Raw genomic sequence first — 23,550 nt, forward strand, 5'->3', positions numbered from 1 at the left:
CGAAGGGGATTGCGGATGCAACCGGTCGAAATCTATTCGTCGCCGCTATGCGGCTTTTGCCATGCGGCCAAGCGGCTGCTGCGCCAGAAGGGCGTGAATTTCTCGGAGATCAACGTGGCGGCCGACCCGGCGCGCAGGTCCGAGATGGTGTCGCGGGCCAGCGGTGGACGCACGGTGCCGCAGATCTTCATCGGCGATACGCATGTGGGCGGATGCGATGAGCTTTATGCGCTCGATCGCGCGGGCAAGCTCGACGCGCTGCTGGCGCCGCGATGAAGGCCGCGCTTGTCCAGCTGAATTCGGGCGACGATCCCGGCGCCAACCTGCCCGTCACCCAAGCCCATATCGCCGAGGCGGCGGCGCAGGGTGCGGGGTTCGTGCTGACACCCGAGGTCACCAATTGCCTGTCGTCGAGCCGCAGCCACCAGGAGGCGGTGCTGTGCCATGAGGCCGATGATCCCACGCTGGCGGCGCTGCGCGTGCAGGCGGCCGCGCTGGACATCTGGCTGCTGATCGGCTCGCTGGGCCTGAAAACCACGGATGCGGCGGACGGGCGTTTTGCCAACAGGTCGTTCCTGATCGGCCCCGATGGCGGCGTGGTTGCCCGCTATGACAAGATCCATATGTTCGACGTCCAGGTCACCGAGACGGAAACCTACCGCGAATCCGCCGGCTATCGGCCCGGCGACCGGGCGGTGGTGGCCGAAACGCCCTTTGGCGCGGTGGGCATGAGCGTCTGTTACGACATCCGGTTCCCGCATCTCTACCAGGCGCTGGCGCGGGCGGGCGCGCGGATCCTGACCATCCCGGCGGCGTTTTCGCCGGTGACCGGGGCGGCGCATTGGCAGTCGCTGTTGCGCGCCCGCGCGATCGAAACGGGATGCTATGTGCTGGCCCCGGCCCAGACCGGCACCCATGATTCGCACAATGGCCGGCCGCGTCGCACCTATGGGCATTCGATGGCGATATCGCCGTGGGGCGAGGTTCTGGTCGATGCCGGAACCGCGCCGGGCATTCACATTTTCGACCTGGATGATAGGTCAGTGGACGAAGCGCGCGCCCGGGTGCCGTCGCTGTCCCATATCCGGCCGTTCAGCGGACCATAGCAGAGGACCACCATGTCCGAGGACTCCAATTCCCTCGCCGTCAGCCTGTTCAGCGAAATCATCGCTGCCGACCAGCTGTTGAAGAGCCGGCTGGGCAAGGCGTTGCCCAAGGGGATGGAGATTTCCCATTTCTCGGTCCTCAATCACCTGCTCCATGTCGGCGGCGAACGCAGCCCGGCGCAGCTGGCCGATACCTTCCACGTCACGCGCGGCGCCATCACCAACACCCTGGCCAAGCTGGAATGGGCCGGATATGTGCATATCCGCCCCGACTGGGACGATGCGCGGCGCAAGATGGTGGCGATCAGCCCGGCGGGCCGGCAGGCACGCGATCACGCGATATCGGCGATCATGCCGATGATCCGGTCGATGGTGGAAACGGTCGGCGCCGACGACCTGCGCACGGCGCTGCCGGTGCTGCGCTCGCTGCGGCGGGAACTGGAAAACGGGGACTGACGCTCAGCCCTGCGGACGGGTGCTGGCGGTGACGTAGTTCACGCTCAGATCGCGCGACGACAGGCGCCAGTCCCAGCTCAGCGGGTTGAAGACGAACCCCTTGCGGTCGACCGGGGTCAGCCCGGCCCGGGCCAGAAGCTCGAAGAGTTCGTCCGGGGTGATGAATTTCGACCATTCATGGGTGCCGCGCGGCAGCCAGCGCATCACCAGTTCGGCGCCGACGATGGCCATCGCAAAGGATTTGGGATTGCGGTTGATGGTCGAACAGATGTGCAGCCCGCCGGGTTTCAGAAGGTCGCGGCAGGCGGTTAGATAGGCCAGCGGGTCGGCGACATGCTCGACCACCTCCATGTTCAGCACCACGTCGAATGTCTCGCCCGCCGCCGCCAGTTCCTCGGCGGTGGAGTGGCGATAATCGACGGTCAGGCCGGATTGTTCGGCATGGATCCGCGCCACCGGGATGTTGCCGGCGGCGGCATCGGCGCCCACCACGTCGGCCCCCAGCCGGGCCATCGGTTCCGCTAGCAGCCCGCCGCCGCAGCCGATATCCAGCAGCCGCAACCCGGCCAGGGGCAGCTCCGAGGCCAGGTCGCGGTCGAATTCGGCGGCGATCTGCGCGGTGATGTAATCCAGCCGGCAGGGGTTGAGCATGTGCAGCGGCCTGAACTTGCCCGCCGGATCCCACCATTCGGCGGCCATCGCCTCGAACTTTGCGACTTCGGCGGGGTCCACGGTCGATTGCGGCGCTTGCATTCCTGTCTCCATATGCTCATCTGCCGTTTGGGCTTATATAGGGCTGTAATGGACAAGTATCCCGACCAAAAGCGCGCAGTGCAGTATCTTTACCCGCCGACCGACCCGTTCGACACGCGGATGGTCGAGGTCGGCCAGGGTCATCGCATCTATGTCGAGCAATGCGGCAACCCGGACGGGCGGCCGGTGGTGGTGCTGCATGGCGGTCCCGGCGGCGGTTGCAGCCCGGCGATGCGGCGCTATTTCGATCCCGCGATCTACAGGGTGATCCTGTTCGACCAGCGCGGCTGCGGACGGTCCCGGCCCCATGCGAGCGTCACCGACAACACCACCTGGCACCTCGTCGCCGACATCGAGAAACTGCGCGATCTGTTCGGGATCGACAATTGGACCGTGTTCGGCGGCAGCTGGGGCGCGGCGCTGGCGCTGCTCTATGCGCAGGCCCATCCCGACCGGGTCGCGCGGCTGGTGCTGCGCGGCGTGTTCCTGATGACGCCGGCGGAACTGGACTGGTTCTATGGCGGCGGCGCGGGGCGGTTCTGGCCGGAGACCTGGGCGCGCTTTACCGCCCTGATCCCCGAGGACGAACGCGACGATCTCATCGCGGCCTATCACAGGCGGCTGTTTTCCGGCGACCTGGCACAGGAAATCCGGTTTGGCCGGGCCTGGGCGGCCTGGGAAAACGCGCTGGCCTCGATCCATTCCTCAGGCAGTTCGGGCGAAAGCCCGGGCGACTATGCCCGTGCCTTTGCGCGGCTCGAAAACCACTATTTCATCAATGGCGGGTTCCTGCGGCCCGATCAGCATATCCTGGGGAACATGGACCGCATCGCGCATATTCCCGGCGTCATCGTGCAGGGGCGCTATGACATGATCTGCCCGCCCGCCATGGCTTATGAACTGGCGCGGCGCTGGCCGGGGGCCGAACTGAAGATGGTGCGCAACGCGGGGCACGCCCTGTCCGAACCGGGGATCAGCGCCGAGCTGGTCCGGATCATGGACCGGGTCGCGCAGGAGGCCGCCTGACATGACCCGCATCGACCGACGCCTGCTGTTCACGACCGGGGCCGCCGCGGCGCTGATGTCCGCGGCCGGCGTGACCATGGGCGACGAGCCGCGCCGGGGCGGGGTGTTGCGGCTGGCGCTGCCGCGCGACGGCAGTCTCGGGCGGGTTGCCCGCGGCGCCGGGTTCGAGACCCTGACCGAAATCGCGCCCGACGGGGTGTTGCGCGGCGAACTGGCCGACAGCTGGCGGGGCAGCGCCGATGCCCGCGTCTGGCATATCGGGCTGCGCGGGGACGCATGGTTCCATGATGGCACCCGGCTGGTGGCCGACGCGGTTGCCGAATCGCTTGCGGTCCACGCGGACCGGCTGGGCCTCGTGCGGGCCGGGGCAGAGGGGCCGCGGTCGCTGGTGCTGGAACTGGACCGGGGCAATCCCGATCTTCCGATCATGCTGGCCGATGCCGGGTTTGCCATCGACCGCAACGGCACCGGAACCGGCTGCTACCGCATCGTCGAGCATCGCGGCGGGCGGTATCTGCGCGCCGACCGGGTCGCCGGGCATCACCGCGAGGACCGCGCCGGCTGGGTCGACCGGATCGAGGCGCTGGTGATACCCGATGCCGCGGTCCGGGCCGAGGCGCTGCGCGACGGTCATGTGGACGTGGCCGCGCTGCCTCTGCCCGACGGACTGCACGGGCGCGGCGGGTTCCGGTTTCATCCCTCCGCGCGCAACATGGCGCTGGCCGCCAGCACCGCGGTCGGCGTGCCGCCGGTCATCGGCACGCGCGGGGCGCTCGACGACGGCCGGATCGCCGAACGGTGGTGGTTGATCTGATCCCGGCTCAACGAGGGCTTGCAGAGCGGGGAAAAGCTGCGTATATGCGCATCAACAGCGGCGCGTCGGGCTCTGGCCCGAAGCTCCACCGGGAAAGTTCGACGGGCCGCGTGCCCGTTTTTTTGTGTCCGGATAGCATGACCAACGACCTGATCGCAAAATCCGCCATGGACCGCCGCCTGGCCGAGATCATCACCCCGGTGATCGAGGACATGGGCTATGAACTGGTGCGCGTGCGGCTGATGTCGGGCAAGAACCCGACCCTGCAGGTGATGGCGGATCGGCCCGCCGGCGGCATCGAGGTGGACGACTGCGCCACGATTTCGACCGCGATCAGCGCGGTTCTGGATGTCGAGGATCCGATCCTCGATGCCTATACGCTGGAAGTGTCCAGCCCCGGCATCGACCGTCCGCTGACCCGGCTGAAGGATTTCGACACTTTCGAGGGCTACGTCGCCAAGCTGGAAACGGCCGAGCTGATCGACGGCCGCCGCCGGTTCCGCGGCACGCTGGCCGGGATCGAGGGCGACGAGGTCCTGATCAATATCGACGAGGGCACGGTCGGGCTGAAATTCGACTGGCTGGGCGAGGCCAAGCTGGTCCTGACCGACGATCTGATCCGCGAGATGCTGCGCCAGCGCAAGGACGCGGGCGTGCTGAACGAGACCAAATTCGACGAAATCGAGACGGAAACGTCCGAAGAGGAGACAGAGTAATGGCAATCACCTCTGCCAACCAGCTGGAACTTTTGCAGACCGCCGAGGCGGTGGCGCGCGAAAAGATGATCGACCCCGGTCTCGTGGTCGAGGCGATGGAAGAAAGCCTCGCCCGCGCGGCCAAGTCGAAATACGGCTCGGAAATGGATATCCGCGTGTCGATCGACCGCAAGACCGGCCGCGCGACCTTTACCCGCGTGCGCACCGTGGTCGAGGATGAGGAACTGGAAAACTACCAGGCCGAGTTCACCGTCGAACAGGCCCGGCAGTATCTGGACGACCCCAAGGTGGGCGACCAGTTCGTCGAGGAAGTGCCGCCGGTGGAAATGGGCCGGATCGCCGCGCAATCGGCCAAGCAGGTGATCCTGCAGAAGGTCCGCGAGGCCGAGCGCGACCGCCAGTTCGAGGAATTCAAGGATCGCGCCGGCACCATCATCAACGGGCTGGTCAAGCGCGAGGAATACGGCAACGTGATCGTCGATGTGGGCGCGGGCGAAGCGGTCCTGCGCCGCAACGAGAAGATCGGCCGCGAAAGCTATCGGCCGAACGACCGCATCCGCTGCTACATCAAGGACGTGCGCCGCGAACCGCGCGGCCCGCAGATCTTCCTGTCGCGCACCGCGCCGGAATTCATGGCCGAGCTGTTCAAGATGGAGGTGCCCGAGATCTATGACGGCATCATCGAGATCAAGGCCGTGGCCCGCGATCCCGGTTCCCGCGCCAAGATCGCGGTGATCTCCTATGACGGCTCGATCGACCCGGTCGGCGCCTGTGTCGGGATGCGCGGCAGCCGCGTGCAGGCGGTCGTCAACGAATTGCAGGGCGAGCGCATCGACATCATTCCGTGGAACGAGGATCAGCCGACCTTCCTGGTGAACGCGCTGCAGCCGGCCGAAGTGACCAAGGTGGTGCTGGACGAGGATGCCGAGCGCATCGAGGTCGTGGTGCCCGAGGAACAGCTGTCGCTGGCGATCGGCCGGCGCGGTCAGAACGTGCGGCTGGCATCGCAGCTGACCGGTCTCGACATCGACATCATGACCGAGGCCGAGGAAAGCGCGCGCCGCCAGAAGGAATTCGAGGAACGCACGCAGCTGTTCATGGATACGTTGGACCTGGATGAATTCTTTGCCCAGCTGCTGGTCTCGGAAGGCTTCACCAACCTCGAGGAGGTGGCCTATGTCGAGATCGACGAACTGCTGACCATCGATGGTGTCGACGAAGGCACAGCGCAGGAATTGCAGGCGCGGGCGCGCGATTTCCTCGAGGCGCAGGCCAAGGCGGCGCTGGAAAATGCGCGCGCGCTGGGCGCCGAGGACAGCCTGATCAACTTCGAGGGCCTGTCGCCGCAGATGGTCGAGGCGCTGGCCAAGGACGATGTGAAGACGCTGGAGGACTTTGCCACCTGCGCCGACTGGGAACTGGCCGGCGGCTGGACCACGGTTGACGGCGAACGGACAAAGGATGACGGTATTCTGGAGCCGTTCGACGTGTCGCTGGAAGAGGCGCAGCATCTGGTCATGACCGCGCGGGTCCTGCTGGGCTGGGTCGATCCTGCCGATCTCGAGGCCGACGAGGAAGAGGAAGACGAGGATCTCGGCGAAGAACGCGCAGAGGAGGCCGGGGCCTGATCCCAGGCCCCGGAGGTTTGGCGCATGGGTCGCGGTGGAGCCCATAGACCTCGCCCGGACGGGCCGGAACGCAAATGCGTTGCCACGGGCGAGGTGCAGCCGAAACACGGTCTGATCCGTTTTGTCGCCGGACCGGACGGGCAGGTCGTGCCGGATATCCTGGGCAAGCTGCCGGGGCGCGGGGTCTATGTGGCCGCCGATCGCGCGGCGCTGGACCGCGCGGTGGTGAAACGGCTGTTCGCCCGCGGACTGAAGGCGCAGGTGACGGTGCCGCCGGACCTGGTGGCCGAGGTCGAGCGGCAGCTGGTGCGCCGGGTGGTGGACCTGATCAGCCTTGCCCGCAAGTCCGGCGAGGCGGTCGCGGGTTATGAAAAGGTCAAGGCCTGGCTCGACCGGGAACAGGCGCGGGTCCTGATCCAGGCGGCGGACGGATCGGGCCGCGGCAAGTCGAAACTGAGCACGCCGCATTTCGGCCGCTACATCGGCTGGCTGACCGCGGATGAGCTCGGCATGGCGTTTGGGCGCCAAAAGGTGATACATGCAGCGCTCGCCTCTGGTGGACTCGGCCAACGTGTTGTAGAGGAAGCCCTGCGTTTGCAGGGTGTGCGCGAAACGGTGATGGCGGCAGGGGCCGCACGGAAGGATAAGTAGCTGGAATGAGCGATAATGACGGCAAGAAAACTCTGGGTGTTCGCGGATCCCGTCCGGGGAGCGTGAAGCAGAGCTTCAGCCACGGGCGCACCAAGAACGTCGTGGTGGAAACCAAGCGCAAGCGCGTCGTGGTCCCCAAGCCGGGCGCGGGCAAACCGGGCGGGTCGTCCAAGCAGACCGCCGCGGGCGATCCCTCGCGGCGTCCGGCGGGTATCTCCGATGCCGAGATGGAGCGCCGTCTCAAGGCGGTGCAGGCGGCCAAGGCCCGCGAGGCCGAAGAGGCCGAACAGCGCGCCGCCGAGGAACGCGCCCGCGAAGAGGAACGCCAGCGCCGCCGCGCCGAGGCCGAGGCCAAGGAGCGGGAAGAGCGTGAACGCGAGGAACGCGCCCGCGCCAAGGCCGAAGAGGAAGAGCGCAAGCGCACCGAGGCGGCAGAGGCGGCCAAGCGGGCCGCCGCGGCCGCGGCGGCCGAACAGCAGGCCGGCACGGCGGATGCCGCCCGTGGCCAGAGCAAACCCGCACCGGCGGGCGGCGCGCCGCGCAAGACCGAACGCGAGCGCGAGCAGCGCCCGGCACGCGGCCGGGGCCGCGACGGTGGCGGCGGGCGCCGCAGCGGCAAGCTGACGCTGAACCAGGCTCTGTCGGGCGAAGGTGGCCGCCAGCGGTCGATCGCGGCGATGAAGCGCCAGCAGGAACGCGCGCGCCAGAAGGCGATGGGCGGCCCGGTCGAGCGCGAGAAGGTGGTGCGCGACGTGCAGCTGCCCGAGGCGATCACCGTCGGCGAACTGGCCAACCGGATGGCCGAGCGCGTCGCCGACGTGGTCAAGGCGCTGATGCAGAGCGGCATCATGGCGACGCAAAATCAGAGCATCGACGCCGATACCGCCGAACTGATCATCGAGGAATTCGGCCACCGGGTGACCCGCGTGTCGGATTCCGACGTCGAAGACGTGATCGATTCGGTCGATGACAGCGAAGAAGACCTGATGCCGCGCCCGCCGGTGATCACCGTGATGGGCCATGTCGATCACGGCAAGACCTCACTTCTCGATGCGATCCGCAACGCCAAGGTGGTCTCCGGCGAAGCCGGCGGGATCACCCAGCATATCGGCGCCTACCAGGTAAAGACCGATGACGGCGCGTTGCTGACCTTCCTCGATACGCCGGGCCACGCCGCCTTTACCTCGATGCGGTCGCGCGGCGCACAGGTGACCGATATCGTGATCCTGGTCGTTGCCGCGGATGACGCGGTGATGCCGCAGACCATCGAAGCGATCAACCACGCCAAGGCCGCCGAGGTGCCGATGATCGTGGCGATCAACAAGATCGACCGCCCCGAGGCGAACCCCGACAAGGTGCGCACGGACCTGTTGCAGCACGAGGTGATCGTCGAGAAGATGTCGGGCGACGTGCAGGATGTCGAGGTTTCGGCCATCACCGGCCAGGGGCTGGACGAACTGCTCGAGGCGATCGCGCTTCAGGCCGAGATCCTGGAACTCAAGGCCAACCCGGGCCGGGCGGCGCAGGGTGCCGTGATCGAGGCGCAGCTCGACGTCGGCCGTGGTCCGGTCGCGACGGTGCTGGTGCAGAACGGCACGCTGCGGCAGGGCGACATCTTCGTGGTCGGCGAACAATGGGGCCGGGTCCGCGCGATGGAGAACGACCAGGGCAAGCGCGTCAAGGAAGCCGGGCCTTCGGTGCCGGTCGAGGTGCTGGGTCTCAACGGCACGCCCGAGGCCGGCGACGTCCTGAACGTCGTGGATACCGAGGCGCAGGCGCGCGAGATCGCCGCCTATCGCGAACAGGTGGCCAAGGACAAACGCGCCGCCGCCGGGGCCGCGACCACGCTGGAACAGCTGATGGCCAAGGCCAAGGCCGACGAAAATGTCGCCGAACTGCCGATCCTCGTGAAAGCGGATGTGCAGGGCAGCGCCGAGGCCATCGTCCAGGCGATGGAGAAGATCGGCAATGACGAGGTGCGCGTCCGCGTGCTGCATTCGGGCGTCGGTGCGATCACCGAAACCGATGTGGGGCTGGCCGAGGCATCGGGGGCACCGATCATGGGCTTCAACGTCCGGGCCAATGCACCGGCGCGCAACAGCGCCAACCAGAAGAGCGTCGAGATCCGCTATTACAGCGTGATCTACGATCTGGTCGATGACGTGAAAGCCGCGGCCAGCGGCCTGCTGTCCGCCGAGATCCGGGAACATTTCATCGGCTATGCCGAGATCAAGGAAGTGTTCAAGGTGTCGGGCGTGGGCAAGGTTGCCGGCTGTCTCGTCACCGAAGGCGTCGCCCGGCGGTCCGCCGGTGTGCGCCTGCTGCGCGACAACGTGGTGATCCACGAAGGCACGCTGAAAACGCTGAAGCGGTTCAAGGACGAGGTCGCCGAGGTCCAGTCTGGCCAGGAATGCGGCATGGCCTTCGAGAACTATGACGACATCCGTGCAGGCGACGTGATCGAGATCTTCGAACGCGAGGAAGTGACCCGGACGCTGGATTGATCCGCCAGCGGGCTTCCGCCGGAAACCATCAGGGGCGCGACCTTACGGTTGCGCCCCTTCTGGTACGGTGAGTGTGGTTGGCGTCATTCAGGATGTGCAAGGGAGAGGGATTGTCCGGCGGAAACCACCTGGCCGACACGGACGGCGATACGACCGCCCGACCGCGCAGAGATACAGGTCCCCCGAGGGAAAAGACGGGCTCCTATCCTGGGTACACGCGGCATCTGGCCGTATCCATTTCCTGAAGTCGACACCCGCATTATACACGTTTTTGGCGAGTTACTTAACGTCAACTTGTGACAGAATGCGTTCAACCTGACCGGAATTGTGTCAGCTGGTCAGAGCCAGTCGCGCAATATCGGGATCAGCGGCAGGTCGGCGGGCGGCATCGGATAATCGCGCATCATGCGCGGCTGCACCCATTTCAGCACCTGCCCTTCACGCGCCACCGGGGTTCCTTGCCATTTCCGGCAGGCAAACAGCGGCATCAGCAGGTGGAAATCGTCGTAGGAATGGCTGGCAAAGGTCAGCGGCGCGAGGCAGGACGACCAGGTGTCGATGCCCAGCTCCTCGTGCAATTCCCGGATCAGGGCCGCCTCGGGCGTTTCGCCCGCTTCGACCTTGCCGCCGGGAAACTCCCACAGGCCGGCCATGGATTTGCCCTCGGGGCGTTGTGCCAGCAGAACGCGGCCGTCGATGTCGATCAACGCGACCGCGGACACCAATAGGGTTTTCACGACCGGTAATCCGCGTTGATGTCGATATAGGCGTGGGTCAGGTCGCAGGTCCAGACCGTCGCGGACCCGTCGCCGAGACCGAGGTCGACCGTGATCTGCACCTCGTCACCCCGCATGTGGGCGGCGGCATCCTCTTCGCGGTAGTCCGGGCTGACCCATCCCTGTTCGGCAACCAGGATGTCACCGAACCGGATCGACAGCAGATCGCGATCCGCGGCGGCCCCGGACTTGCCGATCGCCATCACCACCCGGCCCCAGTTCGGGTCCTCGCCCGCGATGGCCGTCTTGACCAGCGGCGAATTGGCGATTGCCATCGCGTGGGTCTTTGCGTCCCCGTCATTGGCGGCGCCGGTCACGGCGATGGTCACGAACTTGGTGGCGCCTTCGCCATCGCGCACGACCTGGTGCGCGAGGTCCAGCATCACCGTCCGCAACGCCTGTTCGAAATCCGCATGACCGGTCACGTCGACGCCCGAGGCGCCGGTGGCGCAGAGCATCAGGCTGTCGGAGGTCGAGGTGTCACTGTCCACGGTGATGCAGTTGAAGCTGCGCTTGGTCAGGTTGCCCAACAGCCGTTGCAGATAGGTCTGTTCGGCCGCCGCATCGGTAAAGATATAGACCAGCATCGTCGCCATGTCGGGCGCGATCATGCCTGACCCCTTGGCGAACCCGGCGATGGTCACCGTTTTGCCGCCGATCTCGACCTGCTGCGACGCTCCCTTGGGGAAGGTATCGGTGGTCATGATCGCGCGCGCCGCGGATTCGACCGCATCCGCTGCGAGCGCATCGTTCAGATCCGCCAGCCTGGCCAGGATCCGGTCATGCGGCAACGGTTCGCCGATCACCCCGGTTGAGGCGGTAAAGACCCGCGCCTGCGGCACGCCGGTGACATCGCTGACCGCCCCGGTGATCGCCGCCACCGACGCGAGACCGTGCCGCCCGGTAAAGGCGTTCGCGTTTCCCGAGTTCACGAGAATCGCCGCCGCGCCGCTGTTGTCGCCGCCGATCTTGGACTGGCAGTCCAGCACCGGCGCCGAGCGCGTCGCCGAGCGCGTGAACACGCCGGCCACCGCGGTTCCGGGCGCCAGCACCGCCAGCATCACATCATCGCGCCCGGCATAGCGCACGCCAGCCGCGCCCGCGGCAAACCGGACCCCGGCAATCTCGGGCAGATCGGGGAAACGGTCCGGGGCGAGCGGTGAAACGGGCAGATCGGCGGCCACGGGTCAGTTCCTTACCAGGTCCAGGTTGCGGATGACATCGGGGTTCAGCCCCTCGATCACCGGCCGTTCGATGCTGGCGTCGCGGGTGGCTTCCTCGATCCGGGCCTCGATCGCGTCCGCGCGCAGCTGATCGACGATCTGGTCGCGGACCTCGTCCAGTTCCGGCGCCGACTGCTTGCGGGTCTTGGACAGCAGGATCACATGCCAGCCGAACTGCGTCTGCACCGGGTCGGAAACCTGTCCGGGTTCGAGCGCCACCACCGCGGCCTCGAATTCGGGCACCATCGCGCCCTTGCCGAACCAGCCGAGCGCGCCGCCATTGGGGCCGGACGGGCCGGTGGATTTCTCCTTGGCGAGCTCCGCGAAATCGGCGCCCTCGTCGAGCTGGGTTTTGATCGCGCTGGCCTCGTCCTCGGTTTCGACCAGAATGTGGGAGGCGTTGAATTCGTCACCGTCGAAGCCACCGTCAAGCATGTCCTGGTAGGCGGCGTTCACATCCGCTTCATCGCCGGCGGCGTCCGCGACCTTCCTGATTTCCTCGCCGGCCAGCAGCGACCGGTGTTCGTTTTCCAGCGACAGCGCGACATAGCGCGGCAGGTCGCCGGTTTCGGCCTGGCTCAGGGCTTCCTGCTTGATGAGCTGGTCGAGAATGGCATCGAAAAGCGCGTCGGCGGGCATCTGCGTGTATTGCGGCGGCAGCGATGCCTGCGCGATGATCATGTGACCCAGCGTGATTTCCTTGCCGTTCACCGTGGCGACCACGGTATCTGCATCCGGTTCCGTTTCCGCCACGACGGCGGCCGGCAGCGGCAGGGTCAGGACCGCGGCGAGGGCCAGGGCGGAAATCGTGGAAAGGCCTTTGGGCATGTATTCATCCTGTGTGAGGGGCCGCGCAGCGGTGCGCGGCGTTGACACTGTTTCAACGGCCCCTTACATCGCTTTGAGGCCTGTAAGCGGCTGTTCTTCACCCCCGTATCTATGGGTTGCGTGCAGGGCGGGCAAGCCCGTGAAAGCCACCATGTCAGGCGCGTGAACAGACAGATCAGCCGGAGTGGAAATGCTGGGATTCGGAACTATCGCCAAAAAGGTGTTCGGCACCCCGAACGACCGCAAGATCAAGGCGACCCGCCCGCTGATCGAGAGGATCAACGCCCTCGAACCCGAGTTCGAAAAGCTCGACGATGACGGGCTGAGGGCCCGCACCGAAGAGTTCCGCAACCGCGCGGCGGAAGGCGAGAGCCTGGACGACATCCTGCCCGAGGCGTTCGCCAATTGCCGCGAGGCGGCGAAACGCGCGTTGGGCCTGCGGGCGTTCGACGTGCAGCTGATGGGCGGGGTGTTCCTGCACCAGGGCAACATCGCCGAGATGAAGACCGGCGAGGGCAAGACGCTGGTCGCCACTTTCCCGGCCTATCTGAACGCGCTGACCGGCAAGGGCGTGCATGTGGTCACGGTCAACGACTACCTGGCCCGGCGCGACGCCGAATGGATGGGCAAGGTCTTTGCCATGCTGGGCATGACCACCGGCGTGATCTATCCCGACATGCCGCAGGACGCCAAGCTGGCCGCCTATGAAAGCGACATCACCTACGGCACCAACAACGAATTCGGTTTCGATTACCTGCGCGACAACATGAAGGCGAAGCTGTCGGAGGTTTTCCAGAAACAGCACAATTTCGCCATCGTCGACGAGGTCGACAGCATCCTGATCGACGAGGCGCGGACGCCGCTGATCATCTCGGGGCCGGCGCAGGACCGTTCCGAGCTCTATACCGCGATCGACACGCTGATCCCGTCGCTGACCGACGCGCATTACGAGATCGACGAAAAGAGCCGCAGCGTCACCTTTTCCGAGGACGGCAACGAGTTTCTCGAGGAACAGCTGCATGCGCGCGGGCTGCTGCCCGAGGGGCAGTCGCTCTATGATCCCGAAAGCACGACGGTCGTGCACCATGTGAACCAGGGCCTGCGGGCGCACAAGCTGTTCACGCGGGACAAGGATTACATCGTGCGGTCCGGCAACGTGGTGCTGATCGACGAGTTCACCGGCCGGATGATGCCCGGCCGCCGCCTGTCCGAAGGCCTGCACCAGGCCATCGAAGCCAAGGAAGGCGTCCAGATCCAGCCCGAGAACGTGACGCTCGCCAGCGTGACGTTCCAGAACTATTTCCGGCTCTACGACAAGCTGGCGGGGATGACCGGCACCGCCATGACCGAGGCCGAGGAATTCGCCGAGATCTACAAGCTGGGGGTTGTCGAGGTTCCCACCAACCGGCCCGTCGCGCGTCAGGACGAGGACGATCAGGTCTATCGCAGCGCGGCCGAGAAATACCAGGCGATGATCGACGAGATCCGCAAGGCGAATGAAAAGGGCCAGCCGGTGCTGGTCGGCACGACCTCGATCGAGAAATCGGAACTTCTCAGCCAGATGCTGACCAAGGCGGGCGTCGCGCATAACGTGCTGAACGCGCGGCACCACGAGAAGGAAGCCCAGATCGTGGCCGAGGCCGGGCGGCTGGACGCGGTGACGATCGCCACCAACATGGCCGGCCGCGGGACCGATATCCAGCTGGGCGGCAACGTGGACATGAAGGTGCTGGGCGCGCTGGCGGACAACCCCGATGCGGACCCGGCCGAGCTGCGCACCGCCGAAGAGGCAAAGCACGCCGAGGAAAAGCAGAAGGTGATCGACGCGGGCGGGCTGTTCGTGATGGCGTCCGAGCGGCACGAAAGCCGGCGCATCGACAACCAGCTGCGCGGCCGGTCGGGCCGGCAGGGCGACCCCGGCCGCACCGTGTTCTACCTCAGTCTCGAAGACGACCTGATGCGGATTTTCGGGTCGGAACGGCTGGACAAGGTGCTCAAGACGCTGGGCCTGCAGGAAGGCGAGGCGATCGTGCACCCTTGGGTGAACAAGTCGCTGGAACGCGCGCAGGCCAAGGTCGAGGGCCGCAATTTCGACATGCGCAAGCAGGTGCTGAAATTCGACGACGTGATGAACGACCAGCGCAAGGTGATCTTCAGCCAGCGCCGCGAGATCATGGCCGCCGACGACCTGTCCGAGATCGTCGGCGACATGCGCCACCAGGTGATCGACGACCTGATCGACGAATTCATGCCGCCCAAGACCTATGCCGACCAGTGGAACACCGAAGGGCTCTATGCCGCGGTGATCGAGAAACTGGGTGTCGATGTGCCGGTGATGGAATGGGCCGCCGAAGAGGGCGTCGATGACGAGGAGATCCGCGAGCGGCTGACCAAGGCCACGGACGAGATGATGGCGCGCAAGGCCGTCGATTTCGGCCCGGAAACCATGCGCGACATCGAAAAGCAGGTCCTGCTGCAGACGATCGACACCAAGTGGCGCGAACATCTGCTGACGCTGGAACATCTGCGGTCGGTCGTGGGCTTCCGCGGCTATGCCCAGCGCGATCCGCTGAACGAATACAAGAACGAGAGTTTCCAGCTGTTCGAGGGCCTGCTCGACGGGCTGCGCGAATCGGTGACCCGGCATCTGGCGCAGGTGCGCCCGCTGACCGACGAGGAACGCGAACAGATGATGGCCCAGCTCGCGGCGCAGCAGATGCAGATGCAGCAGGCGGCGGCACCGGCCCCGGCGGCCGAGGAACCGGCGCCGGAGGCCACCGCCGAGCATGCCCCCGGTTTCGTCGAGGACGATCCTGCGACCTGGGGCAATCCGGGCCGCAACCATCCCTGCCCCTGTGGCAGCGGCAAGAAATTCAAGCACTGCCACGGCCGGCTCGCCTGACGGGCGGGCCCGCCGCTCATCAGCCCTTGCGGGCTACTTCGCTCGGCACCCGGTTCAGAACCAGCCGGGCGCCATGTCATGGGCGCTGAGGTCGTTGGCCTGCAGGATGTCGGCCCAGCCGTCGCAGCGGGCGAGTTCGCGGGCGTAGAAATACCGCGCCGCCTGCCGTTTGCCGCGCAGGAAATCGCTGTCGCCGTCGCGGGCCGCGGCGCGGTCGGCCGCCGCCACGATCCGCAGCCACATCCAGCCCATCACCACATGGCCGAAGAGGTCGAGGTAGAGCGTGGCATTGGCCAGCCCGCGATCGGTGTCCGCGCCGATGGCCCCGGCCAGCGAGAGGGTCACCCGTTCGAGCCGTTCGAGGCGGTTGGACAGCGATTCGGAAAACTCGGAGCCCGCCGCCGGGATATCGGCGCGAATGGCCGCGGCCAGCGCGTGGAAACCGGCCCCCCCGCCCATCAGCACCTTGCGTCCCAGCAGGTCGAGCCCCTGGATGCCATGGGTGCCTTCGTGGATCGGATTGAGCCGGTTGTCGCGGTAGAGGCGTTCTACCGGGTAGTCGCGGGTATAGCCGGCCCCGCCCAGCACCTGGATCGCGTGCTTGTTGGCTTCGAGGCAGAACTCGGACGGCCATGATTTCGCAACCGGCGTGAGCATGTCCAGCTGCACCGCCGCACCGGCATCGCCCATGCGGTGCTGATCCACCAGCATCGCGCAATGGAGCGCCAGCGCCAGCGCCGGTTCGACCGCGGCCTTCTGCGCCAGCAGCAGCCGGCGGATGTCGGCATGTTCGATGATCGGGATCTGCGGCGCGGTGGCATCCTTGCCGCCGGGTGCCCGGCCCTGCGGGCGTTCCCGCGCATAATCGAGCGAGGCCTGGTATCCCGCCTGCCCCAGCGCGGTGGCGCCCATGCCGACACCGATCCGGGCTTCGTTCATCATCTGGAACATGTAGGCGAGCCCTTTGTGTTCCTCGCCCAGAAGCTCGCCCACGCAATCGCCGTTGTCGCCGAAATTCAGCGCGCAGTTCGTGGTCGCGCGAAAGCCCATCTTGTGGTTCAGCCCAGCCAGCGTCACGTCATTGCCGGATCCGTCCAGCCGTGCCCGGGGCACGATGAACAGGGAAATGCCCTTTACGCCCGGTGGCCCGCCGGGGATTTTGGCCAGCACCATATGCACGATGTTCTCGGTGATGTCCTGATCCCCGCCCGAGATCCACATCTTGCGCCCGGTGATGCGATACCGCCCGTCGCCCAGCGGTTCGGCCCGCGTGGTGATGTCCGACAGCGACGATCCGGCCTGCGGTTCGCTCAGGCACATGGTGCCGAAGAACCGGCCCGCCGCCATCGGTTCGAGGTAGTCCCGTTTCTGCCGGTCGCTGCCGAAGCTCTCGATCAGCCGCGCCGCGCCCACGGTCAGCATCGCGTAGCCGCCGAGCCCCACATTGGCCGCCGAAAAGATGAAGGCGGCCGCCTGATGCACCGTTTCCGGCAGGCCCATGCCGCCGTGGTCGGGCTTCAGGCCCGCCGCGATGAACCCGGCATCGACATGCGCGCGCACCGCGGTTCTGGCCCCGTCCGGCAGCACCGCATGGCCGTCGACGAAACGCGGTTCGTTTTCGTCGAGAAACCGGGCCGGGGGGAGGAAATGGTCGGTGGCGATCTGGTCGGCGGTATCCAGGATACCCGTCACCGCCTCCCGGTCGAGCTCGGAGCCGTCGAGCACCCGGTCCAGCCCGGCCACGTCCCACAGCTGAAATTCGAGATCCTGCCGGTCATAGAACCGCATCGCCACCTCCCCGTTCTGCCTGTCCAGCATAGGCACGGGACATGGCCGGACGCCAGCGGCGGGTGCCGGTGACGCGGCGGCATGGCTGGGCAGTTGAGTTTGCGGGTCAAAGCGCCTATCTCGGAGCAGTCCATTGCAAGGAAATCAGCCCGTGGCCAATCATCTCTATCAGCGCGACCTGCCGGACGGGCTGGACCTGGGCCCGGTCGTGGCCATCGATTGCGAAACCATGGGGCTGAACCCGCATCGCGACCGGCTGTGCGTGGTGCAGATGTCGGGCGGTGACGGCAATGCCCATATCGTGCAGGTGCACAAGGGGCAGACCGAGGCCCCCAACCTGTCCGCCATGCTGGAAAACCCCGATGTCCTGAAACTGTTCCATTTCGGGCGGTTCGACATCGCCGCGATGTATCATGCGTTCGGCGCGCTGGCCGCGCCGGTCTATTGCACCAAGATCGCCAGCCGCCTGGTCCGCACCTATACCGACCGGCACGGGCTGAAGAACCTGTGCCAGGAATTGCTGGGGGTCGATATTTCCAAGCAACAGCAGATGAGCGACTGGGGTGCGTCGAATCTGACCGGGGCGCAGCTCGAATATGCCGCCTCGGACGTGCTTTACCTGCACCAACTGCGCGAAAGGCTCGACGAACGGATGGCGCGCGAGGGCCGCGCCGAACTGGCCGCGTCCTGTTTCGATTTCCTGCCGACCCGCGCCCGGCTGGACCTTGCCGGCTGGCCCGAAATCGACATCTTTGCGCATTCATGACTCGCAGCTTTCAGGATATCGCCCGCCGCGTCATCCGCACCGAGATCGGGGCGCTGGAGCAGCTGGAACAGGGGCTGGACGGCGATTTCGACCGCGCGGTCGAACTGCTGCTGAATGCCACCGGCCGGGTGATCGTGTCGGGCATGGGCAAATCGGGCCATATCGGGCGCAAGATCGCGGCCACCTTTGCCAGCACCGGCACGCCGGCGCATTTCGTGCATCCGGCCGAGGCCAGCCATGGCGACCTGGGCATGATGGCGCAGGGCGACGTGGCGCTGGTGCTGTCGAACTCGGGCGAAACGCCGGAACTGGCCGACCTGGTGGCCTATACGCGGCGATTCTCGATCCCCCTGATCGGGGTGGCGAGCCGCCCCGGCTCGACGCTGCTGAAACGGTCCGACGTGGCGCTGGTGCTGCCACGGGCGGACGAAGCCTGCGGCACCGGCATCGTGCCCAGTTCGTCGACCACGATGACGCTGGCGCTGGGCGACGCGCTGGCGATCGCGTTGATGACCCATCGCCGGTTCACGCCCGAGAATTTCCGCGAATTCCACCCCGGCGGCAAGCTGGGCGCCCGCCTGTCGAAGGTGCGCGACCTGATGCATACGGGCGATGCGCTGCCGCTGGTGGACGAGGACACGCCGATGGGCGAAACCCTGATCGAGATCACCCGCAAGGGCTTCGGCGTGGCCGGGGTCAGGGACGCGAACGGCAATCTCGCCGGGATCATCACGGATGGCGATCTGCGCCGCAAGATGGACGGGTTGCTGACCCACCGCGCCGCCGAGGTGATGACGCCGAACCCGACCACCATCGCCCCCGGCGCCCTGGCCGAAGAAGCGGTAGCGATCATGAACCAGCGCCGCATCACCTGCCTGTTCGCCGTCGAACCGGGCACGGCCGAGGCGCAGGGCCTGCTTCATATCCATGACTGCCTGCGGGCCGGGTTGGGCTGAGGTGTTTGCATGGACCGCCGGTCCCGCCTCGTTGCCATTTTCAAGGTGCTGCTGCCGCTGACGGCGCTGGCGATCCTGGCGACGCTGTTCCTGCTGTCGAGCAGCGACGACCCGGTGGCGACGATCCCGTTTTCCGAACAGGAAGTCAGCGAAAGGCTGCGGACCCAGCAGGTCACCGCGCCTTTTTTCTCGGGCACCACCGCCAAGGGCGAGGAAATCCTGCTCACCGCCGGCACCGCGACACCGGGCGCGCCGGGCGAACCGGCCCGGGCGACCGACCTGGATGCGCGGCTGACGCTGGCGGGCGGCGGGCAGATCACGCTGCGCTCGGACGAGGGCGCGCTGGACATGACCGAAGACGTGGCGACCTTCATCGGCGATGTCTGGATTGCCACGACGACCGGCCTGACGCTGCGGACCGAACTGCTGAACGCCGCGCTGGACAGCATCGACGGCAACGCGCCGGGAACGGTGACCGGATCGGGGCCGATGGGGGACTTTACCGCCGGCCGGATGGATATCACGTCGGAAACCGATGACGGCCCGGTGCATATTGTTTTCAAGAACGGTGTGAAGCTGATATACGATCCTCAAAAAGCGGATAAGTGATCCCGTGCAACGTCTTATTGCCCTGTGCCCGTATCTGGTCCTGTATCTGTGCCTGCCGCTGATCGCCGGCGGATCGTCGGCATATGCGCAGGGCACCAACGTGGCCTTTGGCGCGATCAAGGCCGACCCGTCGCTGCCGGTCGAGGTGACGGCGGACAGTCTCCATGCGAATCAGGCGGACGGATCGGCCGAGTTCGTGGGCAACGTGCGGGTCGGTCAGGGCGACATGCGGCTGTCGGCGCCGCGGGTGCTGGTGATCTACAACCAGCAGGCCAGCGCGATCGAGCGGCTGGAGGCAACCGGCGGCGTGATTCTGGTCAGCGGCGCGGACGCGGCCGAAGCCCAGCGCGCGGACTATACCATCGACACCGGCGTCATCGTGATGACCGGCGACGTGCTGCTGACGCAGGGGCCGAACGCGCTGACATCGGACAAGATGACCGTCAACCTGACCACGGGAACCGCGCAGATGGCGGGCCGGGTCAAGACCATCCTGCACCCGGACAGCGATTGATGGCCGGTCCGAAACTCACCGTGACGGACGGCGATTCGGGGCTGCGGATCGAACGGCTGCGCAAATCCTACCGCAAGAAGGTGGTGATCCGCGACGTGAGCATGGATCTGAACCGTTCCGAGGTGGTGGCGCTGCTGGGACCGAACGGATCGGGCAAGACCACGACCTTCTATTCGGTCGCCGGGCTGGTGTTTCCCGAGGCGGGCCGGGTGTCGATCGACGGGCGCGACGTGACCGCGCTGCCGATGTATCGCCGGGCGCGGCTGGGCATCGGTTACCTGCCGCAGGAAATGTCGATCTTTCGCGGCCTCAGCGTCGAGGACAACATCTCGGCGGTGCTCGATATCGCGGTCAAACACCCGCATCAGCGGCGCGAGCGGCTCGAGGAACTGCTGTCGGATTTCTCGATCGAACATCTGCGCCGGGCGCCGGCGCTGGCGCTGTCCGGCGGCGAAAGACGCCGGGTCGAGATCGCCCGCTGCCTGGCGGCGGAACCGAAATACCTGCTCCTGGACGAACCCTTTGCCGGTGTCGATCCGATCTCGGTCGCGGATATCCGCCACCTCGTCGCCGATCTCAGGAAACGGGGAATCGGAGTGCTGATCACCGACCACAACGTGCGCGAGACGCTGGAAATCGTCGACCGGGCCTATATTCTGCATGACGGCCAGATGCTGATGTCGGGCACGCCGGCGGAAGTCGTTGAAAACGAAAACGTTCGGCGCGTCTATCTCGGCGACAGCTTTCGCATTTCCTGAACCCCGCGGCCCGGCCCACGTCATCGCCGATCAGAATATTTGCGAAATTTGTCGCTCCCCGCGTTGACTTCGGGCGGGGGAAGCCCCTCATATAGTCATATGGCAAACGCTCGAACGGGTGGATCAATGGCCTTTCACGAAAGGTGTCAAATTTTGTCAATCCGGCGTTGCCTCATCCTTTTCCCGTGACCGAATGAAACGACCGCCCCCGTGGCGGAGGGTTTGCGGGCAATAACAACGAAGGAGCTCTCATGCGTTACCAAATCAGCGGAAAACAGATCGATGTCGGCGCGGCCCTGCAAACCCATGTGCAGACCGAACTGAACGAAGTTGTGAGCAAATATGCCCAGCGGCCCACCGATGCCCAGGTCGTGTTTTCCAAATCTGCGCATGAATATGTCTGTGAAGCGACCGTGCATCTTTCCACCGGCCTGACCGCCACCGCCAGGGCCCATGCGACCGAGATCTACGCGTCGTTCGACCTGTGCTGCGACAAGATGGAAAAGCAGCTGCGCCGCTACAAGCGCAGGCTCAAGGACCATCATCAGGATCGGTCCGAGCCGGTTGAACTCCTCGGAGCATCCTCCTATATCCTCGCCTCGGAAGAACATGAGACGGATGCCGAACCCGAATCCCTGCAGCCCATCATCGTCGCCGAAATGGAAACCAAGATCCCATCGCTGTCGGTGGGAGAGGCGGTGATGCAGATGGAACTGGCAGGTGCCCCGGTTCTGGTGTTCCGAAATGAGGGGAAGGACGGGCTGAACGTCGTATATCGCCGCGATGACGGCAATATCGGCTGGATCGACCCGTAAGATCAGGAGAGAGCCGGAACGCGCGAGAGAGAACGCGCCGGCGCGGAGCAGAACAGCATGGAGCTTTCGGACATCCTCAAGCCCGAGGCGGTCAAGGCCGTCTCGTCGGTTTCGAGCAAGAAACGCCTGTTTCAGGAAATCGCAGAGCTTGCGCGTGGGGTTTATGGCCTCGACGGCGCGCAGGCCATCGATGCGATGATGGAGCGGGAAAGTCTCGGACCGACCGGGGTTGGCAACGGGGTTGCGCTGCCCCATGCGCGGCTGGCCGATCTCGAACGGGTGGCGGGCGTGTTCCTGCTGCTGGATCGCCCGGTGGAATTCGGCGCGGTGGACCGGCAGCCGGTCGATATCGCCTTTGCCCTGTTCGCGCCGCAGGATGCGGGGGTCGATCACCTCAAGGCGCTGGCGCTGGTATCGCGGACCCTGCGCGACGCATCGCTGCGCACCAAGCTGCGGGCCAACCCGGATCCGTCCAAGCTCTATACCATGCTGACCGAGGCGCATCCGGTCCAGGCCGCCTGATCCGGGTCAGCCGGGCCGCCAGGGCCCGAAGCCAAAGGTGAGATAGTCGCGCTGATAGATATCGGCGGCGAGCCGTTCCAGTTCGGCGTCGTAGATGTCGGCCAGGTCATGGGGCTCGTCGGCGCCGGCTGCCGGGCAGGGCGGCGGCGCGGCATGACCCAGCCGGGCCGCCAGCGCGGGCAGGTCGTCGGCCAGGTCGGTTTCGCGCAGGATCAGGTCGGGCGGAACGACCTGCGCGAACCCCTCGATCGCACCGGCCTGCGTGCCCCATTCGGCATCCATCCGGATCGGGGTCTGCCCGGCGAGATTTGCCTTCACGAACCGCAGGAACGCCGCGAATGCCGCCCGGTGTTCGTCGCGGCCATAGCCGGGGGCCGGCATCCTGCCCGGAACCGGCAGGCGGAACCGGCGGCGCAGCGTATTGCGGATCTGCCGGTAACTGCCCGGCCCGTCATTGACGATCCGGGCGCAGAACACCGCATGGGCCCGGGCCAGCGGGTGACGCAGCACGGTGAAGCTGCGGTGGTTCGCTTGGTCCTGCTGCCATTGCCTGAGCCGCTTGCGGTTCATGCCGGTTTCGGGATCGGCGCCCGCGCCGTCCAGGGTTGCAATCCAGCGCGTCACCTGCGCGACCGGCCCGCCCCGCAGCGGCAGGTAGATCAGCGGAAGCGTCGAACTGACCACATAGCCGGGAACCGCGGCACCCCGCCGGGGTTCGAAATTCGGGGTGCGGGTCAGGTCGAACCGATCCACCTGCGCAAGCCCGTCTGCAAGCGCTTCGGGGTTGCCGATCTTGTCGATGACGGGGGCCGGGTTCTGCGGTTTCAGGCTGTCGTCCAGCCGCTCCAGCCGCGCGGGAACCCCCAGCCAGGCCACCAGCCCGTTGATGACATCGAGATCGCGCAGGTCGTCATAGCCGATGTAGAACGGCGTCTGGCCGCTGCATTGAAGCCTGTTCAGCAGCTTCAGTTGAAAGGCCTGGTGCGCCGCGACATGGGCGGCAAATTCATCGGCATCGAAGTCCGGCCGCGCGTCCTTGCGGCGCTTGATGTTGGTCAGTTTCCACTGGCCGGTCTCCCGCGCGATCTTCAGCGATACATAGCTGTCCAGCGGGTTGCGGGTCAGGATGATCTTGGCGCAGCGCGGATCATCCAGAACCATGTCCAGCACCCGCGGATCATGGTCGCTGAAGAACCTGAACCCGCCCAGCCCGCCCGTCTGGCGCCGGATCGCCTCCAGCAGTTTCGACGGATCCTTGTCGCGCGCGTCCTGTCCGATGCCGAGGACATCGTCGCGGTTCGGATAGCCGACGAAATGCGGATTGAAGGCTTCGCCATGGCATGTGAGGCCGTCGATCGCGTTCAGGTTGGCTTCGAGGAAATTCGAACCGGTGCGCATGTCGGCCAGCACCACGAACAGATCGAAACGGTCGGTCACGG

22 protein-coding genes and 1 pseudogene are annotated in these 23,550 nt (G+C 66.1%); 17 read left to right on the forward strand and 6 right to left on the reverse strand.

Translation table 11 applies throughout. From position 1 onward, the window contains the following. Positions 1 to 15 precede the first annotated feature (15 nt). From grxC to C6Y53_RS09365, 3 genes are read left to right on the forward strand one after another with little or no spacing between them, the layout of a single operon-like run. Positions 16 to 276 carry a glutaredoxin 3 gene (grxC, locus tag C6Y53_RS09355; RefSeq protein WP_106472191.1) on the forward strand — a complete coding sequence of 87 codons (261 nt, stop codon included), beginning with the start codon at positions 16 to 18 and terminating at the stop codon, positions 274 to 276. Continuing rightward, the gene (locus tag C6Y53_RS09360) at positions 273 to 1,106 is read left to right on the forward strand and encodes a carbon-nitrogen hydrolase family protein (protein WP_106472192.1); all 834 of its coding nucleotides are present in this window, start codon (positions 273 to 275) and stop codon (positions 1,104 to 1,106) included. Before grxC ends, C6Y53_RS09360 begins: the two co-directional genes overlap by 4 nt. Before the next feature lie 12 nt (positions 1,107 to 1,118). Beyond that, positions 1,119 to 1,562, forward strand: coding sequence for a MarR family winged helix-turn-helix transcriptional regulator (locus C6Y53_RS09365; RefSeq protein WP_106472193.1), 444 nt, complete (start codon positions 1,119 to 1,121; stop codon positions 1,560 to 1,562). A 3-nt stretch (positions 1,563 to 1,565) separates the two neighbouring features. On the opposite strand, the gene ubiG is transcribed toward C6Y53_RS09365, so the two are convergent. Further along, on the reverse strand, positions 1,566 to 2,315 hold the full coding sequence (gene ubiG / locus C6Y53_RS09370; protein WP_106472194.1) for a bifunctional 2-polyprenyl-6-hydroxyphenol methylase/3-demethylubiquinol 3-O-methyltransferase UbiG: 750 nt from the start codon (positions 2,313 to 2,315) through the stop codon (positions 1,566 to 1,568). Between the two features lie 48 nt (positions 2,316 to 2,363). Here ubiG and pip point away from each other — a divergent pair, with 48 nt between their 5' ends. The 6 genes and pseudogenes from pip to infB all read left to right on the forward strand — a co-directional run bounded on the left by pip (position 2,364) and on the right by infB (position 9,654). Next, the gene (pip, locus tag C6Y53_RS09375) at positions 2,364 to 3,341 is read left to right on the forward strand and encodes a prolyl aminopeptidase (protein WP_106472195.1); all 978 of its coding nucleotides are present in this window, start codon (positions 2,364 to 2,366) and stop codon (positions 3,339 to 3,341) included. 1 nt (position 3,342) lies between these two features. After that, positions 3,343 to 4,155, forward strand: coding sequence for an ABC transporter substrate-binding protein (locus C6Y53_RS09380; RefSeq protein WP_106472196.1), 813 nt, complete (start codon positions 3,343 to 3,345; stop codon positions 4,153 to 4,155). Positions 4,156 to 4,292: 137 nt separating this feature from the next. Next, positions 4,293 to 4,871: a ribosome maturation factor RimP gene (gene rimP / locus C6Y53_RS09385; protein WP_106472197.1), complete on the forward strand. Its 579-nt coding sequence runs from the start codon at positions 4,293 to 4,295 to the stop codon at positions 4,869 to 4,871. Then, a complete protein-coding gene (nusA, locus tag C6Y53_RS09390) occupies positions 4,871 to 6,499 on the forward strand; it encodes a transcription termination factor NusA (RefSeq protein ID WP_106472198.1) in 1,629 nt (542 codons plus the stop codon). Before rimP ends, nusA begins: the two co-directional genes overlap by 1 nt. Positions 6,500 to 6,523: 24 nt before the next feature. Further along, a pseudogene (locus tag C6Y53_RS09395) lies at positions 6,524 to 7,146 on the forward strand (RNA-binding protein). A gap of 9 nt (positions 7,147 to 7,155) precedes the next feature. Further along, positions 7,156 to 9,654 carry a translation initiation factor IF-2 gene (infB, locus tag C6Y53_RS09400; RefSeq protein WP_106472200.1) on the forward strand — a complete coding sequence of 833 codons (2,499 nt, stop codon included), beginning with the start codon at positions 7,156 to 7,158 and terminating at the stop codon, positions 9,652 to 9,654. A 338-nt stretch (positions 9,655 to 9,992) separates the two neighbouring features. Here the strand turns inward: infB and C6Y53_RS09405 are convergent, their stop codons facing one another. Genes C6Y53_RS09405 through C6Y53_RS09415 form a run of 3 tightly spaced genes read right to left on the reverse strand, consistent with a single transcriptional unit; the run spans position 9,993 to position 12,481 of the window. After that, complete coding sequence (locus tag C6Y53_RS09405; protein WP_106472201.1) at positions 9,993 to 10,391, reverse strand: (deoxy)nucleoside triphosphate pyrophosphohydrolase; 399 nt, start codon at positions 10,389 to 10,391, stop codon at positions 9,993 to 9,995. Continuing rightward, entirely contained in the window at positions 10,388 to 11,614 is a 1,227-nt protein-coding gene (gene argJ, locus C6Y53_RS09410) for a bifunctional glutamate N-acetyltransferase/amino-acid acetyltransferase ArgJ (RefSeq protein WP_106472202.1), read from the reverse strand. Before argJ ends, C6Y53_RS09405 begins: the two co-directional genes overlap by 4 nt. A 3-nt stretch (positions 11,615 to 11,617) precedes the next feature. Beyond that, positions 11,618 to 12,481: a peptidylprolyl isomerase gene (locus C6Y53_RS09415; RefSeq protein ID WP_106472203.1), complete on the reverse strand. Its 864-nt coding sequence runs from the start codon at positions 12,479 to 12,481 to the stop codon at positions 11,618 to 11,620. 190 nt (positions 12,482 to 12,671) lie between these two features. Here C6Y53_RS09415 and secA point away from each other — a divergent pair, with 190 nt between their 5' ends. Next, positions 12,672 to 15,383: a preprotein translocase subunit SecA gene (gene secA / locus C6Y53_RS09420; protein WP_106472204.1), complete on the forward strand. Its 2,712-nt coding sequence runs from the start codon at positions 12,672 to 12,674 to the stop codon at positions 15,381 to 15,383. Positions 15,384 to 15,437: 54 nt separating this feature from the next. On the opposite strand, the gene C6Y53_RS09425 is transcribed toward secA, so the two are convergent. Next, positions 15,438 to 17,171, reverse strand: coding sequence for an acyl-CoA dehydrogenase family protein (locus C6Y53_RS09425; RefSeq protein WP_106474029.1), 1,734 nt, complete (start codon positions 17,169 to 17,171; stop codon positions 15,438 to 15,440). Between the two features lie 151 nt (positions 17,172 to 17,322). Between C6Y53_RS09425 and C6Y53_RS09430 the strand changes: the two genes are divergently transcribed. The 7 genes from C6Y53_RS09430 to C6Y53_RS09460 all read left to right on the forward strand — a co-directional run bounded on the left by C6Y53_RS09430 (position 17,323) and on the right by C6Y53_RS09460 (position 22,111). Continuing rightward, positions 17,323 to 17,937: a ribonuclease D gene (locus tag C6Y53_RS09430; RefSeq protein ID WP_106472205.1), complete on the forward strand. Its 615-nt coding sequence runs from the start codon at positions 17,323 to 17,325 to the stop codon at positions 17,935 to 17,937. Further along, positions 17,934 to 18,893, forward strand: a complete 960-nt coding sequence (locus C6Y53_RS09435) for a KpsF/GutQ family sugar-phosphate isomerase (RefSeq protein WP_106472206.1) — start codon at positions 17,934 to 17,936, stop codon at positions 18,891 to 18,893. Before C6Y53_RS09430 ends, C6Y53_RS09435 begins: the two co-directional genes overlap by 4 nt. Before the next feature lie 9 nt (positions 18,894 to 18,902). After that, entirely contained in the window at positions 18,903 to 19,502 is a 600-nt protein-coding gene (locus C6Y53_RS09440; RefSeq protein ID WP_106472207.1) for a hypothetical protein, read from the forward strand. Positions 19,503 to 19,506: 4 nt separating this feature from the next. Continuing rightward, on the forward strand, positions 19,507 to 20,016 hold the full coding sequence (locus C6Y53_RS09445) for an LptA/OstA family protein (RefSeq protein WP_106472208.1): 510 nt from the start codon (positions 19,507 to 19,509) through the stop codon (positions 20,014 to 20,016). Then, on the forward strand, positions 20,016 to 20,774 hold the full coding sequence (lptB, locus tag C6Y53_RS09450) for an LPS export ABC transporter ATP-binding protein (RefSeq protein WP_106472209.1): 759 nt from the start codon (positions 20,016 to 20,018) through the stop codon (positions 20,772 to 20,774). The genes C6Y53_RS09445 and lptB overlap by 1 nt, the downstream gene beginning before the upstream one ends. A gap of 251 nt (positions 20,775 to 21,025) precedes the next feature. After that, positions 21,026 to 21,589, forward strand: coding sequence for a ribosome hibernation-promoting factor, HPF/YfiA family (hpf, locus tag C6Y53_RS09455; RefSeq protein ID WP_106472210.1), 564 nt, complete (start codon positions 21,026 to 21,028; stop codon positions 21,587 to 21,589). A 57-nt stretch (positions 21,590 to 21,646) separates the two neighbouring features. Then, a complete protein-coding gene (locus tag C6Y53_RS09460; RefSeq protein WP_106472211.1) occupies positions 21,647 to 22,111 on the forward strand; it encodes a PTS sugar transporter subunit IIA in 465 nt (154 codons plus the stop codon). A gap of 6 nt (positions 22,112 to 22,117) precedes the next feature. Here the strand turns inward: C6Y53_RS09460 and C6Y53_RS09465 are convergent, their stop codons facing one another. Next, a complete protein-coding gene (locus tag C6Y53_RS09465; protein ID WP_106472212.1) occupies positions 22,118 to 23,548 on the reverse strand; it encodes a sulfotransferase family 2 domain-containing protein in 1,431 nt (476 codons plus the stop codon). Between the last annotated feature and the right edge of the window lie 2 nt (positions 23,549 to 23,550).

Origin of the sequence: Pukyongiella litopenaei (assembly GCF_003008555.2) — a bacterium.
Lineage (GTDB): Bacteria > Pseudomonadota > Alphaproteobacteria > Rhodobacterales > Rhodobacteraceae > Pukyongiella > Pukyongiella litopenaei.